Here is a 16,578-nt window from a genome sequence, read left to right as displayed (position 1 = left end):
GGACGCGGCCCGTCGGCCGTGCGGGGTCAGGTCCCTTCCACGGCCCGGCGGACGTCGGCCGTGCGCAGCGTCCCCACGACCGCGCCGTCGGTGTCGACCAGCAGGTACTGGGCGGCCGGGCGGGCGTTCATGGCGTCCAGCAGGTCCGCTCCGGCCAGGTCGGCGGAGAGCACCGTCTCGGGGGTGACCGAGCGGGCGGTGTGCGCGACGGACAGCCAGGGCCGCCGTTCCTCGGGCACCGCCTCCGCGGCGGCGTCGTCCACCAGCGAGGTGGGTGTTCCGGCGGAGTCGACCACGAGGATCGCCTGGGCGCCGGCCGCGGCGCGGCGCCGCAGCGCCTCGGTGAGCGGGGTGTCGGCGGCGACCGCGACCGCGGTGCGGGCCAGGTCGCGGGCGACCAGCCGCGGCAGTCGGGCGCGGATCCGGGCCGCCTCCAGCGCCCCCGAGGCGTTGCGCCAGATGAACACGCCGAGCAGCACCGCCCACAGGACCGCGAAGACGCTGGGGAGGGCGTGCCAGGTCAGCCAGGAGTAGGCGAAGGGGAGCGCGACCACCGCGACGGCGAGCGCCCGGCCCGCCCACGCGGCCGCGGCCGTGCCGGTGAACGGCCGGCCGCTGGCCGCCCACACGCCCGCACGCAGCATCCGGCCGCCGTCCAGCGGCAGCCCGGGCAGCAGGTTGAAGACGCCGACCAGCAGGTTGGCCACCCACAACTGCCAGACGAGGACCCCCGCCACGGTGTCGGGGGCCACCAGCAGGTAGCCGGCGAAGCCGACCGCGGCCAGGGCGAGGGACAGCAGCGGGCCGCTGAAGGCGATCCAGAACTCCTGGCCGGGCCGCTCGGCCTCGCGGTCGATCTCGGAGACCCCGCCGAGCAGGTAGAGGGTGATGCTGCGCACCGGGAGCCCGTAGCGGCGGGCGGCCACGCAGTGCGCGAGTTCGTGGACCAGCACCGAGGCGTACAGCAGCACCGCGAAGAGGAGGGCCACCAGGTAGGAGGCGGCGCCCAGGCGCAGCACGCCGTCGACCACCGGCTGGTAGAGCAGGGTGATCAGAGCCGCGACGACCGCCCAGGAGGGGGTGACGTACACGGGGATGCCGAAGGGGCGCCCGATCCGCAGTGCGCCGCGTCTGCCCTCGGGTCGGTCCGCGGTGCCGTCTGGTTGGTTCACCCTTCCAGGCTACGGCGTCGTGCGTCCGGCGTGCTGTCCGCGTCGGCGGCTAAGGTGGGGAGCCATGAGTTCCGCCCCGTCCCCCGTGCCCCTTCGCGCGCTGTCGCCGTCGCGTGCGACCGACTTCATGCAGTGCCCGCTGCTGTTCCGCTTCCGGGTGATCGACCGGCTGCCGGAGCCGCCGAGTCCCGCCGCCAAGCGCGGCACGCTGGTGCACGCGGTGCTGGAGCGGCTGTTCGAGCTGCCCGCGGAGTCGCGCACCCCCGACTCGGCGCTGGCGCTGCTGGAGCCGCAGTGGCAGCGGATGCGCGAACGCGAGCCCGAGGTCGAGACGATGTTCTCCGACTCCGCAGAGCTGGAGGCGTGGCTGGCCGAGGCGCGCGCGCTGGTGCGGCGCTACTTCGACCTGGAGACCCCGCAGCGGCTGGAGCCGCGCCACCGGGAGGTCCGCCTGGAGGTCTCCCTGGAGTCGGGGCCGCAACTGCTCGGCTACGTCGACCGCGTGGACGTGGCGCCGAGCGGCCGGGTGCGGATCGTCGACTACAAGACGGGCAGGCGCCCCGCCCCGCGCTACGCGGACAAGGCCCGCTTCCAGATCTTCTTCTACGGGGTGATGGTGTGGCGCGACACCGGCCGCGTCCCCGACCGGCTGCAACTGCTGTACCTGGGGGACGGTACGGCGCTGTGGTACGACCCCACCGAGGAGGAGCTGCGCAACGCCGAGGCGCACATCCGCGCGGTGTGGGCCGACATCGTGGAGACCGCCCGCACGGGGCGCTGGCTGCCGCGCCGCTCGCCGCTGTGCGGCTGGTGCGACCACCGGGCGCTGTGCCCGGCGTTCGACGGCACTCCCCCGCCGCTGCCCGAGGGGGCCGTGGCCGTCGACTCCCCGACCGGTTGAGGCGGGCCGCGTGCCCGTGCGTGTGCTGCTCGTCGACGCCCGTCCGCTGGTCCGCGCCGGGCTGCGGCTCGTGGTGGAGTCCGACGCGCAGGCGAGTGTGATCGGTGAGGCCGGCGACGTGCGCGCGGCGCTGCCGGCGGTCCGCCGGCTGCTTCCCGACGTGGTGCTGACCGACCTGGAGCTGCCCGACGGGAGCGCCGCCGACCTGGCCCGGGGCGTGCTGGAGTGGGCGGCGGGAGCGGCGCAGACCGTCCGGGTGCTGGTGGTGGCCTCCGCGGTCGACGACGAGACCGCGGTCGGGGTGCTGCGGTCGGGGGTGCGCGGCCTGCTGCTGCGCGACTCCTCCCCGCAGGAGCTGTTGCGCGCCCTGCGCCTGGTCGCCGAGGGCGGCGCGGTCCTCGACCCGTCGGTGGCGGCCCGGCTGCTGGACCGGCTGGCGGATCTGCCGCCCGCGCACCGGCCCGCCTCCCCGCCCGGCCTGGACCGGTTGACCTGCCGTGAGCTGGAGGTGCTGCAACTGCTGGGCCGCGGGTTGAGCAACGCGGAGATCGCCGGGCGGCTGGTGCTCGGCGAGACCACGGTCAAGACGCACGTGGGCAAGGTGCTGGCCAAGCTGGGGCTGCGCGACCGCGTCCAGGCGGTCGTCTACGCCTACGAGCACGGCCTGGTCGTCCCGGGGCAGGGCGGTCCGCCGCCTCCCGGGGGCGGGTGAGGGATCTCATACGGTTTCCGGCGGTCCGTGCCGCGGGCGGAGCAACCCCGGCCGCGGCAGGGACGTCTCCCTGGGTGGGTCCCCTTGTTCTTCCCGCTTCTTCCCCGCCGCCTCCGGGCTTCCTGCCGTCCCATGACCGGATGATCAGTGTTCCGGGGCGAGGCGCGCGTCCGGGGGGAGGAGTCCCGTCCCCAGGAGGTGAGCGCCGTGACGGACCGGCGGCGGCAGCACGGACCGCACTCCCCCGTCCTGTTGACCCGGCTGCGCGACTGGCGGGCCGGCCGCGGCGAGCCGGACCCGGCGGTCGAGGAGTTCGAGGACGAGTCGCCGCGTCCCGACCCGCGCGCCATGGACCTCGTGCTGCGGGTCGGGGAGCTGCTGCTGGCCAGCGGCGAGGCCACCGAGACGGTCAGCGACGCGATGCTGAGCCTGGCCGTGGCGTTCGGCCTGCCGCGCAGCGAGGTCTCGGTGACCTTCACCGGCCTCACCCTGTCGTGCCATCCCGGCGGGAACGAGCCCCCGGTCACCGGGGAGCGGGTGGTGCGCCGCCGCACCCTCGACTACCACAAGGTCGACGTGCTGCACGCGCTGGTGCAGGACGCGGCGCTGGGGCTGGTGGACCTGGAGGGCGCCGCCGCGCGGCTGCGCGCCGTCAAGCACGCCCGCCCTCCCTACCCCCGCTGGGCGGTGGTGGCCGGGTTCGGCCTGATCGCCAGCAGCGCCAGCGTCATGGTGGGCGGCGGCCCGATCGTCGCGGCCACGGCGTTCGCCGCCACCGTGCTGGGGGACCGGGCCGCGGTCTGGCTGGCCTCGCGCGGTGTCGCCGAGTTCTACCAGATGGCGGTGGCCGCGCTGCTGGCCGCGAGCACCGGCATGACGCTGCTGTGGCTCAGCGGCGAACTGGACCTGGGGCTGCGCGCGAACGCGGTGGTCACCGGCAGCATCATGGCGCTGCTGCCGGGGCGTCCCCTGGTGTCCAGCCTCCAGGACGGCATCAGCGGCGCCTACGTGTCGGCGGCCGCGCGCCTGCTGGAGGTGTTCTTCACCCTGGGGGCGATCGTCGCGGGGGTGGGCGCGGTCGCCTACACGGCGGTGCGCCTGGGCATCTACGTCGACCTGGACAACCTGCCCTCGGCGGGCACCTCGACGGAGCCGCTGGTGCTGGCGGGCGCGGCGGGGATCGCGGTGGCCTTCGCGGTCTCCCTCGTGGCGCCCGTGCGCACCCTCCTGCCGACCGCCGTGCTGGGGGTGCTGATCTGGGTGTGCTACGCGGGCCTGCGCGAGGCGCTGTCGGTGCCGCCGGTGGTGGGCACGGCCGCGGGCGCGGTCGTGGTCGGCGTGATCGGGCACTGGCTGGCGCGGCGCACCCGGCGGCCCGCGCTGACCTACATCGTCCCGTCGATCGCCCCGCTGCTTCCCGGGAGCGTCCTGTACCGGGGGCTGGTCCAGATGAGCACGGGGGAGCCGCTGGCCGGTGTGGCGAGCCTCGGCGAGGCGGTCGCGGTCGGCCTGGCCCTGGGTGCGGGGGTCAACCTCGGCGGCGAGCTGGTGCGGGCGTTCTCCCGCGGCGGCCTCGTGGGGGCAGGCCGCCGCGGCCGCCAGGCCGCCCACCGCACCCGGGGCGGCTACTGACCCGGCTCAGACGGCCTCCGCCTGCGGCTGGCCGCCGCGCAGGCGGGCGCGTTCGGCGCGGTGCGCCCGGGCCTCGTCGGGGTCGAGGACGGGGGCCGCGGCCAGCAACTGCCGGGTGTAGGGGTGCTGCGGGTTCTCGTAGACCTCGTCGCTGTCGCCGGTCTCCACGATCTTCCCCTTGCACATGACCAGGACGCGGTCGCTGATCTGGCGGACCACCGCCAGGTCGTGCGCCACGAAGATCAGCGTCAGGTCGAAGTCCTCCTGAAGCTCGGCCAGCAGGCGCAGCACCTGGTCCTGGGTGGAGACGTCCAGCGCGGAGACCGGTTCGTCGCAGATCACCAGCTTGGGGCGGAGGATCAGCGCGCGGGCGATGGCGATGCGCTGGCGCTGCCCGCCGGAGAAGGCGTGCGGGAAGCGGTTGTAGTGGGACGGCTCCAGTCCGACCCGTTCCAGCAGTTCCTGGACCCGGGAGCGGATCAGCTTGCTGTTGCGCTCGCCCTGGATGCGCAGCGGGGCGCCGATGCTCTCGCCGACGGTCATCCGCGGGTTGAGCGAGGAGTAGGGGTTCTGGAAGACCATCTGGATGTCGCGGCGCAGCGGGCGCATCTTGCGTTCCGGCAGGTGGGTGATGTCGCGGCCCTGGAAGACGATGGAGCCCTCGGTGGGTTCCAGCAGGCGCATCACCATGCGGGACAGGGTGCTCTTGCCGGACCCGGACTCGCCCACGACGCCCAGCGTCTCCCCGCGGTACAGGTCGAAGGAGACGCCGTCGACGGCGTAGAAGTCGGTGGAGCTGCCGAACAGGCCGCCGCGGATGCGGAACCGCTGGCGCACGTCGCGCACGACCAGCAGGGGTTCTTCGCCCGTCTGCCCGGCGGGGCGGGGCGGCTCGGCCGCGACCGGGACGGGCCTGCCCTCGCGTTCGGCGCGCAACTGGGCGCGGCGCTGGGCGCGGGTCACCTCGACCCGGGGCACCGCGGCGAGAAGCTGCCGGGTGTAGGGGTGCTGGGGGGAGCCGAGCACCCGGCGCACGTCGCCGCGCTCGACGGCCTCCCCCTTGCGCATCACCAGGACCTCGTCCACCGATCCGGCGACCACCGCGAGGTCGTGGCTGACCAGGATGAGCGCCATGCCCAGGTCGCGGCGGAGCTCGTCGAGCAGGTCGAGGATCTGCGCCTGCACGGTGACGTCCAGTGCCGTGGTGGGCTCGTCGGCCAGCAGCACCTTCGGTTCGCACACCAGGCCCATGGCGATGAGGACGCGCTGGCGCATGCCGCCGGAGAACTCGTGCGGGTAGGAGTTGATCCGCCGCGCGGGTTCGGGGATGCCCACCCGGTCCAGCACCTCCACGGCGCGCCGCCGGGCCTCGGCCTTGCCGGCGCCGGGGCGGTGGGTGAGGTACGCCTCGACGAGCTGGTTGCCGATGGTGTACTGCGGGTGCAGCGAGGACATCGGGTCCTGGAAGACCATGGCGATGTCGTTGCCGCGCATGGCGCGGATCGTCCGGTCGTCGGCGGTGACCACGTCGGTGCCGGCGATGCGGATCTCCCCGGAGATGCGTGCCCGGGTGCCGCGGTGCAGGCCCATCAGGGCCAGTGAGGTGACGCTCTTGCCGGACCCGGACTCCCCCACGACGCCCAGCGCACCGCCCTGGGCGACCTCGAAGGAGAGGTTCTTCACCGCGTGCACGTCGCCGTCGGCGGTGGGGAAGGTGATGGAGAGGTCGCGCACGGAGACGACGGGGAGGGCGTCGTTCCGGTTCCCGGTTTCCGGAGTGGTCATGGCCAGTTTTCCTTCGGCTCGGATGTCCCGCCGCGGCGGGCCGGACAGCGGATCACGGTCGGGCTCTCCCGGACGTCAGCGGGCCGCGCGCACCCTGGGGTCGACCAGCGGGTAGAGCAGGTCCACGGCCAGGTTGCACAGGACGATGAAGAACGCGCCGAACAGGGTGACGCCGAGGATGACCGGCAGGTCGCTCTGCACGATCGCGGTGACCGCGTAGCGTCCGATCCCGTTGAGCGAGTACACCTGTTCGGTCAGCACCGCGCCGCCGAGCACCATTCCGACGTCCAGCCCGAAGATGGTGAGGATCGGGGTGAGGGCGGGGCGCAGTGCGTGTTTGAGGATGACCCGGCTCTCCTTGAGCCCCTTGGCGCGGGCGGTGCGGATGTAGTCCTCGCCCATCGTCTCCAGCATGCCCGCGCGGGTCTGGCGCGCGTACTGCGCGGCGTGCAGGAAGGCCAGGGTCAGCCAGGGCAGCATCAGCCCGGAGGCCCAGGCGACGGGGTCCTCGGTGAAGGGGGTGTACCTGGCGTTGGGGAACAGGTCCCAGTCGTGCACCAGGAAGGCCAGGGCGAGCTGGCCGGTGAAGAAGATGGGCAGGGAGACCGCGGCCAGGGCCAGGCCCATGGAGATGCGGTCGAAGATGCTGCCCTTCTTGACCGCCGAGACGACGCCGACGGCGACGCCGCCGAGGAGCCAGAGCACGGCCGCGCCCAGGCCCAGGGAGAAGGTGACCGGCAGTCGGTCCAGGATGGCCGGGAAGACCTCCTGGTAGGTCTGGAAGGAGTAGCCGAAGCAGGGTGCGGAGCACTGCACGACGTCGTTGCCGAAGGTGTACTCGGCTCCGACGACGATGCCCTTGACGAATTCCCAGAATTGCAGGACCAGCGGCTGGTCCAGGTTGAGCCGTTGGATGGTGGCCTGGATGGCTGCCTCGGTGGGGGCTCGGCCCACGTACATGGTGGCCAACTGCTCCGTGGTCCGGCCGGCGAGCCTCGGGACCACGTAGAAGATGACGAACGTCATCAGGGTCACCACGAGGAGCAGGACCACGCTCGCGCCCAGGCGCCGGAGGATGTATCTCAGCATCGCGGTCGGCGCGGGGGTCGGACGGACGGTGTGCGTCCCGTCCGGCCCCGCGCCTTCACCTGCCTTCCCGCTACTGGTCGAGAGTGGCGACTACTCGGTTTCGGTGGTGCCGAGCGTCATGTAGTCGTACATGTGCCAGCTCGGGTTGAAGAAGACGTTGGTCAGGTTGTCCGGCCGGTAGATGACGGACTTCTGGAAGACGCCCGGCAGGATGGCCGCGTTCTCCATGACCAGACGGTCGATCTCGGCGTAGATCCTGGCCTGCTCCTCGGGGTCCTCGACGCTGATGACCTCGTCGAACAGCTTGTTGATCTCGGGGTCGTCCAGCTCGGAGATGTTGGAGTTGCCCGCCTCCTTGATGGCGTCGCCGTCGAGGATGGAGCTCATGTAGCCGTAGCCGGAGGGCCAGTCCGCCATCCAGCCGTAGTAGGTCAGGCCGAGCTTGTTCTCGGCGACGAAGTCGGGCGAGCCGGCCTGGGTGTTGGTGTAGGTGTCGGAGGGGTAGCCCTTGACCTGGGCGTTGATGCCGACCTCGGCCAGGCTCTGCTGGATGGCCTCGACCGCGTCGACCTCGGCGGGACGGTCGGAGCGCACGCCGATGTTGACGTCGAAGCCGTCGGGGTGGCCGCACTCCTCCAGCTTCTCCTTGGCCTTGTCCGCGTTGGGCTTGCCGGAGGCGGCCTCGTAGAGGTCGAGCTCCGGGTCGGCGCCGGGGATGTCGGGGGGCAGCACCTGGGTGGCGATCTGGCCGCCCAGGTCGCCGCCGTAGGCGCGCTGGATGCCCTCGCGGCCGACCGCGTACTGGACGGCCTGGCGGCAGGCGAGGTTGTCCAGCGGCTCGACCTTGGTGTTGATGTTGACGTAGAAGTGGGCGCCGGTGGTCGGGTTGTCGAGGTTGTTGCGGGCGTCCTCGTCGCCGACGAGCTGGCCCTTCATCGCCGGGCCGAGGCCGGTGCCGGCCAGGTCGACGTCGAGTTCGCCGTTGACCAGGCGCTGGTCGATCTCGTTCTGGTCGACGCCCTCCTCGACGGTGATGCGGTCGGGCAGCGCGGTGCGGATCGGGTCGGTGTCGGGGTCCCACTCCTCGTTGCGGACCAGGACGAGGCCGTTGCCGGGGGTGTAGTCGTCCTCGAACTTGTACGGGCCGGAGGAGACGACGCGGCTCTGGTACTGCTCGCCCTTGTCGGCGTCGGCCGGGACCGGGGCGGTCTGCGGCTGGGCCAGGACGTAGAGGAAGTCCGCGAACGGCTCCTTGAGGTGGAAGACCAGGGTGTGGTCGTCGGGGGTCTCGATGGCGTCGAAGCCCTCCAGCGGGTCGTCGCCGCCGTAGGGGCCGTCGTAGTCGTCCTCGTCGAGCAGTTGCTGGAAGTACTTGGGGCCGTTGGGCAGCGCCTGGTCGCCGAAGTTGCTGCGCGCGATGGCGTACTTGACGTCCTCGGCGACGATCTCGGAGCCGTCCTCGTACTTGAGGCCCTCCTGAAGCTTCACGGTCCACTCGGTGCCGTCGTCGTTGACCTCGGGCATCTCCGCGGCCAGGTCGGGGACCAGTTCGGTGCCGGCCTGGCCCGGGGCCGCGGCGTAGGTGAGCAGGGTGCGGGCGTAGTAGCGGCTGAAGTTCCAGACGTAGCCGTAGTAGGTGTTGCCCGGGTCGGTGCTCTCCATGTTGGAGGAGATGGCGTAGCGGAGGGTGCCGCCGGTGGCGTCGGAGGGGTTGACGATCTCGGTGCTGCCCTGGTCGAAGGAGGCGCCGTTGCCGCCGCCTCCGCCGCCCTCGCCTCCGTCACCGCCGCAGGCGGTGAGCATGAGGGCGGCCGCCGCGCCGAACGCGGCGAATCCCATGACACGTTTGTTCACTGGGTTCCCTTTCTCACGGAAGTGGCGGCAGTACCGCCGTGCGGGCACGCGTGCCCGGAGGGCACGCGCCTCAGTCGGAGGAGCGTGGGTCGAAGGCGTCGCGCAGCCCGTCGCCGAAGAGGTTGAAGGCGAGGACCGTGACGAAGATCGCGAGGCCGGGAATGATCACGAAGTGCGGGGCGACCGTGTAGTAGGCCAGTGACTCCGAGAGCATTCCGCCCCAGGTGGGGGTGGGCGGGTTGACGCCGACTCCGAGGAAGGACAGGGCCGCCTCGAAGAGGATGTTGGTGGGGATCAGCAGGGTGGCGTAGACCAGGATCGGCGCCACCAGGTTGGGCAGGATCTCGCGGAACAGGATGTAGCCGGTGCCCGCTCCCATGCTGCGGGCGGCCTCGACGAACTCGCGCTCCCGGAGGGAGAGGGTCTGCCCCCGCACGATGCGGCCGATGTAGGGCCAACTGAAGAAGCCGATGATGAACACGAGCACGGCGATGCGCAGGGCGTTGTCGCTCAGGCCGAACGCGTCGTCGGGGATGACCCCGGCCAGCGCGATCGCGAACAGCAGCAGCGGGAAGGCCAGGAAGATGTCCATGGCGCGGCTGATGACGGTGTCGACCCAGCCGCCGAGGTAGCCGGCGACGATGCCGAGGACGGTTCCGATGACGACGCACAGCAGGGTGGACAGGAAGGCCACCAGCAGGGAGATGCGTGCGCCGTAGACGATCCGGCTGAACAGGTCGCGCCCGTTGACCGGTTCCAGGCCCAGCAGGTGCTCGGCGCTCATGCCTCCGGTCGGGTCGATGCCGCTCCACGGGTCGTCGGGGTCCTTGAGGACGCCCTGGGTGGCCGGGTCGATGAGGTCCTGGTGGAACTGGTTGGGCGGGTGGCCGAACCAGGCCGTGAGCAGCGGCGCGAAGACCGCGACCAGGATCAGCAGGGCGACGAAGGCTCCTCCGCCCAGGGCGACCCGGTCCTGGCGCAGCCGCCGCCAGGCGATCTGGGTGAGAGAGCGGCTCTCGGTGTCGCGCCTCCCCCGGGCGATGGCCTCGGGTTCGGCGTGCTGTGCCGACTCGGGCGCGTCCAACGGCGCGGTCATGCCACCTTTCCCCCACTTCTCGCGCTTGTGGCTGCGGTTCGGCCCGGGCTGTCGGCCCGGTGGCGTGGTGTCGTGCGTCCCCGGACCGTTCCCCCGGCGGTGCGGGGGTCCGCGCCGCCGCCGGCGTCACCGTTCCAGCAGTTCAGCGCGGACGGCGAACACAACCGGGGTTTCTGGTGCACCCGGTGACACACTTGGCCAAAAATACTCCCGAGTAATCAGCATATTGTCCAATTCGGCCACTCAGTACTCCAATCGTGATCCGAGTACTACCCATCCGTCATCCACCCTTGATCTTACTTTGAGCAATTTCATTGCAACTTATAGTGATTATTGGTGGCAGTGGTCGTCCGGCCGCCGCGCCCCGGCCGGGGCCCCGTACACGGCAGGGCCCCGCCCCCGGAGTCGGGGGCGGGGCCCTGCGGACGGCGGGCCGCGTCGGCGGCTCAGGTGATCCCGCGCTTGCGCAGCAGCGCCTCGATCTCGGCGAAGTCGTCGTCGGCTCCCGCGGGGGCCTGGGGCTTCCTCGACGGGGCGCCGCCCACGGCGGGCGCGTCCGGACGCCCCGGAGCGGCCTTCTGCTCGGCTGCCGCCCCGGACGCCCCGGAACCGCGCCGCCGCAGCAGGCGGCCGGTGGTCCACAGCACCGCCGCCAGACCGGCCACCGCCACCCCGGCCCAGGCCAGGGGGTCGAGCACCAGCCCGACGAAGAACCGCACCAGTTGGCCGACCAGCGACGCCAGCAGCTCCATGAGCCCGATGAGGCCGAACGCCAGCGGAAGCAGCGACCACGCCACGGCGCGCAGCCCCGCCGAGGCCCCCCTGCGGCGCCACACCACCCACGAGACGATCAGCCCCACCACCGTGAGTGCGGCACCCAGCAGCAGACCTTCGAACGGCATCTGTGTCGACATGGTCCCAGTCTCACCCCGCATGAGCCGTCTCCACATCGGGTTTCTCCCCTAGTGGACGCCTGCTATGCGGATTTTGCCTCCCGAATCGGGAGATTCCCCTAGGCGGGGGACACCCGGCGCAGCCAGGCCAGGTCGACCTCCTCCAGGGAGCCGACCACGTACCGCCGCTCGGCCGCGGGGACCGACGCCATGTGCGGCACCGCGACCACGGTGCACCCCGCGGCCTGCGCCGAGGCCACCCCGGTGGGCGAGTCCTCCACCGCCACGCAGCGGCGCGGGTCGACGCCCAGCAGCCGGGCCGCCCGGAGGTAGGGCTCGGGGTGCGGCTTGTTGCGGGTCACCTCGTCGCCGGCGACCGACACGGCGAAGTAGTGCTCGCCGATGGCGCGCAGCGCCACGGTCAGCAGCGACCGGTAGGTGGAGGTGACCAGCGCCATCGGCACGCCCTGCGCCTCCAGCTCGGTGAGCAGCTCCTTGGCGCCGGGCCGCACCGGAACCCCCTCGGCCATCCGCCGCTCCACCGCGGCGTACAGCATGGCGACGATCTCGCTCTGCGGGGTCCGCGTCCCGGAGCGCTCGGCGATGAGGTCGGCCACCGCGGCCGCGGAGCCGCCCAGGCAGCGCTGCTGGTCCTCGGCGGTCCAGGTGTAGCCGAACGCGGCGGCGACCTCGGCCTCGGTGTCCATCCACATCGGCTCGGTGTCGATCAGCGTGCCGTCCATGTCGAACAGCACGGCCTGCGGGATCTGCGGGTCAGAGTCAGAGATCATACGTTGAAGTATTTCGCCTCCGGGTGGTGGACGACGATCGCGTCCGTGGACTGCTCGGGGACGAGCTGGAACTCCTCGGACAGCGTCACACCGACCCGTTCGGGGCGCAGCAGCTCCACGATCTTGGCGCGGTCCTCCAGGTTGGGGCAGGCCCCGTAGCCCAGGGAGAAGCGCGCGCCCCGGTAGCCCAGCTTGAAGTAGGCGTCCAGGTCGGCCGGGTCGGGGTCCTGCCCGGCGAACCCCAGCTCGGCGCGGACCCGGGCGTGCCAGTACTCCGCGAGCGCCTCGGTGAGCTGCACCGACAGCCCGTGCAGCTCCAGGTAGTCGCGGTAGGAGTTCTTCTCGAACAGCTCCGCGGTGGCCCGGCTGATCGCCGACCCGACGGTGACCACCTGGAAGGCCACCGTGTCCAGCTCGCCGGACTCCTTGGGCCGGAAGAAGTCGGCCAGGCACAGGTGCCGGTCGCGGCGCTGGCGCGGGAAGGTGAAGCGGGTGCGCTCGCTGCCGTCCTCGTCGAGGACCACCAGGTCGTCGCCCTCGCTGTAGCAGCGGTAGTAGCCGTAGACGACCGCGGCCTCCAGCAGCCCCTCGGTCTGGATGCGGTCCAGCCACATGCGCAGCCGCGGCCGGCCCTCGGTCTCCACCAGCTCCTCGTAGGAGGGGCCGTCGCCGCGGGAGGCGCGCAGCCCCCACTGGCCCATGAAGGTGGCGCGCTCGTCGAGGAAGGCGGCGTAGTCGGCGAGCGGGATGCCCTTGCTGATGCGGTCGCCCCAGAACGGCGGGACGGGCACCGGGTTGTCGGTGGCCACGTCGCTGCGCGCGGGCATGTCCGCGGGCTCGGTGACGGTGAGCCTCGCCCCCTGCTTGACCCGGCGGGAGCGCAGCGGCGGCATCTCGGCCCCGGGCACGCCGCGCTTGACCGCCATGATCGCGTCCATGAGCCGCAGCCCCTCGAAGGCGTCGCGGGCGTAGCGCACCTCGCCCTTGAAGATCTCGGCGAGGTCCTGCTCCACGTAGGAGCGGGTCAGCGCGGCGCCGCCGAGCAGCACCGGGTAGCGCTCGGCCACGCCGCGGGCGTTCATCTCCTCCAGGTTCTCCCGCATGACCACCGTGGACTTCACCAGCAGCCCCGACATGCCGATGACGTCGGCGTCGTGCTCCTCGGCGGCGTCCAGGATGGCCGAGACGGGCTGCTTGATGCCCAGGTTGACGACCTCGTAGCCGTTGTTGGAGAGGATGATGTCGACGAGGTTCTTGCCGATGTCGTGCACGTCGCCCTTGACGGTGGCCAGCACGATGCGGCCCTTGCCCGCGGCGCCCTCCACCTTCTCCATGTGCGGCTCCAGGTAGGCCACGGCGGCCTTCATCACCTCGGCCGACTTCAGCACGAACGGCAGTTGCATCTGCCCGGAGCCGAAGAGCTCGCCGACGGTCTTCATGCCCGACAGCAGCGTGTCGTTGACGATGTCGAGCGCGGGCCGCTGGGCGAGCGCCTCGTCCAGGTCGGCCTCCATGCCCACGGCCTCGCCGTCCACGATGCGCCGCTCCAGGCGCTCCCACAGCGGCAGCGCGGCCAGCTCCTCGGCGCGGGAGGCGCGCATCTGCTGGGCGTCGACGCCCTCGAACAGCTCCAGGAAGCGCTGGAGCGGGTCGTAGTCGGGGGTGCGGCGGTCGTAGACCATGTCCAGGGCCACCTGCCGCTGCTCCTCGGGGATGCGGTTCATCGGCAGGATCTTGGAGGCGTGCACGATGGCGGAGTCCAGTCCGGCCTGGACGCACTCGTGCAGGAACACCGAGTTGAGCACCATGCGCGCGGCCGGGTTGAGGCCGAAGGAGACGTTGGACAGGCCCAGCGTGGTCTGCACGTCGGGGTGGCGGCGCTTGAGCTCGCGGATGGCCTCCAGGGTCTCCAGGGCGTCGCGCCGCGACTCCTCCTGGCCGGTGGCGATGGTGAAGGTCAGGCAGTCGATGATGATGTCCTGCTTGCGGATGCCGTACTCGCCGGTGAGCTGGGCGATGAGCCGTTCGGCGATCTCGACCTTCTTGGCGGCGGTGCGCGCCTGCCCCTCCTCGTCGATGGTCAGCGCCATCAGGGCCGCGCCGTGCTCCACCGCCAGCGAGGCGACCTTGGCGAACCGGGAGTCGGGGCCGTCGCCGTCCTCGTAGTTGACGGAGTTGAGGACCGCGCGCCCGCCGATCGCCTCCAGCCCGGCCTCCAGCACGGCGACCTCGGTGGAGTCGAGCACCAGGGGCAGGGTGGAGGCGGTGGCCAGCCGGGAGGCCAGCTCCCGCATGTCGCGCACGCCGTCCCGGCCGACGTAGTCGACGCACAGGTCGAGCATGTGCGCGCCGTCGCGGATCTGGTCGCGGGCGATCTCCACGCAGTCGTCGTAGCGTTCGGCGAGCATGGCCTCGCGGAACGCCTTGGAGCCGTTGGCGTTGGTGCGCTCGCCGATGGCCAGGTAGCTGGTGTCCTGGCGGAACGGCACGCTCTGGTAGACGGAGGCGGCGGCGGGTTCGAGGTGCGGCCTGCGCTCGGCCACGCCGCGGCCCTGCACCCGCTCCACCACCTGGGCGAGGTGCTCGGGCGTGGTGCCGCAGCAGCCGCCCACCAGGGCCAGGCCGAACTCGCGGACGAAGGTGTCGTGGGCGTCGGCGAGCTCGTGCGGTTGCAGGGGGTAGACGGCCCCGTCGGCGCCCAGCTCGGGCAGGCCCGCGTTGGGCATGCAGGAGAGGAAGACGGGCGCGTGGTGGGAGAGGTAGCGCAGGTGCTCGCTCATCTCCGCCGGGCCGGTGGCGCAGTTCAGGCCGATCACGTCGATGCCCAGCGGCTCCAGCGAGGTCAGCGCGGCGCCGATCTCGGAGCCGACCAGCATGGTCCCGGTGGTCTCGATGGTGACCTGCACGATGATCGGGGTGTCGGTGCCCGCGGCGCGGCGGGCCCGGCGGGCGCCCACCACGGCGGCCTTGGCCTGGAGCAGGTCCTGGCAGGTCTCGATGACGATCGCGTCGGCCCCGCCGTCGATGAGCCCGAGCGCGCACTGCTCGTAGTGGTCGCGCAGCAGGGCGTAGGGGGCGTGGCCGAGCGTGGGCAGCTTCGTGCCGGGCCCCACCGAGCCCAGCACGTAGCGGGGCTGCTCGGCCGTGCTGTAGGCGTCGGCGGCCTCGCGGGCCAGCCGCGCGCCGGCCTCGGCCAGCTCGTAGGTCCGCTCGGGGATGCCGTACTCGCCGAGGTTGCCGAAGTTGGCGCCGAAGGTGTTGGTCTCGACGCAGTCGACGCCGACCTCCAGGTAGGCCTCGTGGATCGACCGCACCACGTCGGGCCGGGTGACGTTGAGGATCTCGTTGCAGCCCTCGTACCCCTGGAAGTCGTCCATGCCCAGGTCGTGAGCCTGCAGCATGGTTCCCATCGCTCCGTCGGCGACGAGGACCCGGGTACCGAGGACTTCACGGAAGGAGAGTCGAGCGCTCATAGACCTTTGACTTCGCTGTTGACGACGTGCGGCGCCGCACAGGGGCCGCTGGGACGGTCGGGCCGGCCGGTCAGGGCGCCACTCCCCACGGCACCACCCAGGTGTCCGACGATAGCGCACCGTGCTCGTACTACCCTTCCGTTTTCACCCCCCGCATCCGATTGGTGTGGTGTGCTCCACATCGCCGCCCCGGGTGTGCCACCGGCGCTCCGGCGGTTTGTTCGTTCCGCCTCTACGGCGACGCCCCGATTGAACATATGGTGGACCCAGCAGTGGTGCCGCTGATCGACGGTGATCCGGCACTCAGGGACCCCGACGACTGAAGGAGGCGGCCTGTGCCTGAGCTCGACAGCGTCTCGGAGCTGGTCGAGCCCGTGATGGTGGCCGCGTTCGAGGGCTGGAACGACGCCGGTGAGGCGGCCAGCGCCGTAATCGACCACCTGGCCGACACCTGGGGTGCCACGGAGCTGGTCTCCCTGGACTCGGAGGACTACTACGACTTCCAGGTCACCCGGCCCCGGGTCACCGCGGTGGACGGCATCAGCCAGGGAATCCGCTGGCCCGGAGTGACGGTGTCGCTGGCCAGCTCCCCCGGAGGACGGGACGTGGTGCTGGTCCGGGGGGCCGAGCCCAGCATGCGCTGGCGCGGCTTCGCCAGCGACCTGCTGTCGGTCGCCCGGGAGCTGGGCGTGCGGCGGGTGGTCCTGCTCGGCGCGCTGCTGGCGGACGTGCCGCACACGCGGCCGGTGCCGGTCACGGGCTTGTTCTCCCACCCCGAACTGGCCAGGTCGGCGGGCCTGGAACCGGCCACCTACGAGGGGCCGACCGGGATCGTCGGCGTGCTGCACGAGACGTTCACCGCCGCCGGGCTGGAGACGGTCTCCCTGTGGGCGGCCGTCCCCCACTACGTGGCCCAGCCGCCCAGCCCCAAGGCGACCCTGGCCCTGGTGCGGCGGGTGGAGGACACCCTGGACCTGACCGTGCGCCTGGGCGAGCTGCCCGAGGAGGCGCGCGCCTGGGAGCGCGGGGTGGACGAGCTCGCCGCCCAGGACTCCGACATCGCGGGCTACGTGCGCAGCCTGGAGGAGGCCAAGGACGCCTCCGAGCTGCCGGAGGCGTCCGGCGAGGCCATCGCGCGCGAGTTCGAGCGGTATCTGAAGCGCAGGCGCGGCGGCTCCTG

12 protein-coding genes are annotated in these 16,578 nt (G+C 72.1%); 4 read left to right on the top strand and 8 right to left on the bottom strand.

Going from position 1 to position 16,578, the window contains the following annotated elements; translation table 11 throughout:
* Positions 1-26 precede the first annotated feature (26 nt).
* Positions 27-1,172: a site-2 protease family protein gene (locus AC529_RS13895; RefSeq protein ID WP_068757347.1), complete on the bottom strand. Its 1,146-nt coding sequence runs from the start codon at positions 1,170-1,172 to the stop codon at positions 27-29.
* A gap of 64 nt (positions 1,173-1,236) precedes the next feature.
* On the opposite strand from AC529_RS13895, the gene AC529_RS13890 reads away from it, so the two are divergent.
* The 3 genes from AC529_RS13890 to AC529_RS13880 all read left to right on the top strand — a co-directional run bounded on the left by AC529_RS13890 (position 1,237) and on the right by AC529_RS13880 (position 4,417).
* The gene (locus AC529_RS13890) at positions 1,237-2,073 is read left to right on the top strand and encodes a RecB family exonuclease (protein ID WP_068757345.1); all 837 of its coding nucleotides are present in this window, start codon (positions 1,237-1,239) and stop codon (positions 2,071-2,073) included.
* Between the two features lie 10 nt (positions 2,074-2,083).
* Positions 2,084-2,785, top strand: a complete 702-nt coding sequence (locus AC529_RS13885; protein WP_068757343.1) for a LuxR C-terminal-related transcriptional regulator — start codon at positions 2,084-2,086, stop codon at positions 2,783-2,785.
* Between the two features lie 207 nt (positions 2,786-2,992).
* Positions 2,993-4,417, top strand: coding sequence for a threonine/serine exporter family protein (locus AC529_RS13880; protein ID WP_157080214.1), 1,425 nt, complete (start codon positions 2,993-2,995; stop codon positions 4,415-4,417).
* Positions 4,418-4,423: 6 nt separating this feature from the next.
* Here the strand turns inward: AC529_RS13880 and AC529_RS13875 are convergent, their stop codons facing one another.
* From AC529_RS13875 to metH, 7 genes are all read right to left on the bottom strand, one after another.
* Entirely contained in the window at positions 4,424-6,202 is a 1,779-nt protein-coding gene (locus AC529_RS13875) for an ABC transporter ATP-binding protein (protein ID WP_068757341.1), read from the bottom strand.
* A gap of 75 nt (positions 6,203-6,277) precedes the next feature.
* Positions 6,278-7,291 (bottom strand): ABC transporter permease, encoded by a 1,014-nt coding sequence (locus AC529_RS13870; protein WP_068757339.1) that lies wholly within the window; start codon positions 7,289-7,291, stop codon positions 6,278-6,280.
* A gap of 90 nt (positions 7,292-7,381) precedes the next feature.
* Entirely contained in the window at positions 7,382-9,145 is a 1,764-nt protein-coding gene (locus AC529_RS13865) for an ABC transporter substrate-binding protein (protein WP_068757336.1), read from the bottom strand.
* Positions 9,146-9,215: 70 nt separating this feature from the next.
* Entirely contained in the window at positions 9,216-10,241 is a 1,026-nt protein-coding gene (locus AC529_RS13860; protein WP_068757334.1) for an ABC transporter permease, read from the bottom strand.
* Positions 10,242-10,687: 446 nt separating this feature from the next.
* The gene (locus AC529_RS13855; protein ID WP_068757332.1) at positions 10,688-11,155 is read right to left on the bottom strand and encodes a cellulose synthase; all 468 of its coding nucleotides are present in this window, start codon (positions 11,153-11,155) and stop codon (positions 10,688-10,690) included.
* Between the two features lie 98 nt (positions 11,156-11,253).
* On the bottom strand, positions 11,254-11,925 hold the full coding sequence (locus AC529_RS13850) for an HAD family hydrolase (protein ID WP_068757330.1): 672 nt from the start codon (positions 11,923-11,925) through the stop codon (positions 11,254-11,256).
* Entirely contained in the window at positions 11,922-15,398 is a 3,477-nt protein-coding gene (gene metH, locus AC529_RS13845) for a methionine synthase (RefSeq protein WP_083948216.1), read from the bottom strand. The genes AC529_RS13850 and metH overlap by 4 nt, the downstream gene beginning before the upstream one ends.
* Positions 15,399-15,733: 335 nt before the next feature.
* Between metH and AC529_RS13840 the strand changes: the two genes are divergently transcribed.
* Positions 15,734-16,578 (top strand): PAC2 family protein (locus AC529_RS13840; RefSeq protein WP_083948215.1); only part of this gene is annotated, 845 nt, incomplete at its 3' end.

This window comes from Thermobifida cellulosilytica TB100 (assembly GCF_001517975.1).
Taxonomy (GTDB): Bacteria; Actinomycetota; Actinomycetes; order Streptosporangiales; family Streptosporangiaceae; genus Thermobifida; species Thermobifida cellulosilytica.
Note: the sequence above shows the minus strand (reverse complement) of the source record. Positions and strands in the feature narration are given on the sequence as shown.

Excerpts from the sequence above, each read along its gene's own strand:
- AC529_RS13870 (WP_068757339.1), bottom strand. The coding sequence starts at position 7,291 with ATGCTGAGATACATCCTCCGGCGCCTGGGCGCGAGCGTGGTCCTGCTC.
- AC529_RS13855 (WP_068757332.1), bottom strand. The coding sequence starts at position 11,155 with ATGTCGACACAGATGCCGTTCGAAGGTCTGCTGCTGGGTGCCGCACTC.
- AC529_RS13850 (WP_068757330.1), bottom strand. The coding sequence starts at position 11,925 with ATGATCTCTGACTCTGACCCGCAGATCCCGCAGGCCGTGCTGTTCGAC.
- AC529_RS13875 (WP_068757341.1), bottom strand. The coding sequence starts at position 6,202 with ATGACCACTCCGGAAACCGGGAACCGGAACGACGCCCTCCCCGTCGTC.
- AC529_RS13860 (WP_068757334.1), bottom strand. The coding sequence starts at position 10,241 with ATGACCGCGCCGTTGGACGCGCCCGAGTCGGCACAGCACGCCGAACCC.
- metH (WP_083948216.1), bottom strand. The coding sequence starts at position 15,398 with ATGAGCGCTCGACTCTCCTTCCGTGAAGTCCTCGGTACCCGGGTCCTC.
- AC529_RS13890 (WP_068757345.1), top strand. The coding sequence starts at position 1,237 with ATGAGTTCCGCCCCGTCCCCCGTGCCCCTTCGCGCGCTGTCGCCGTCG.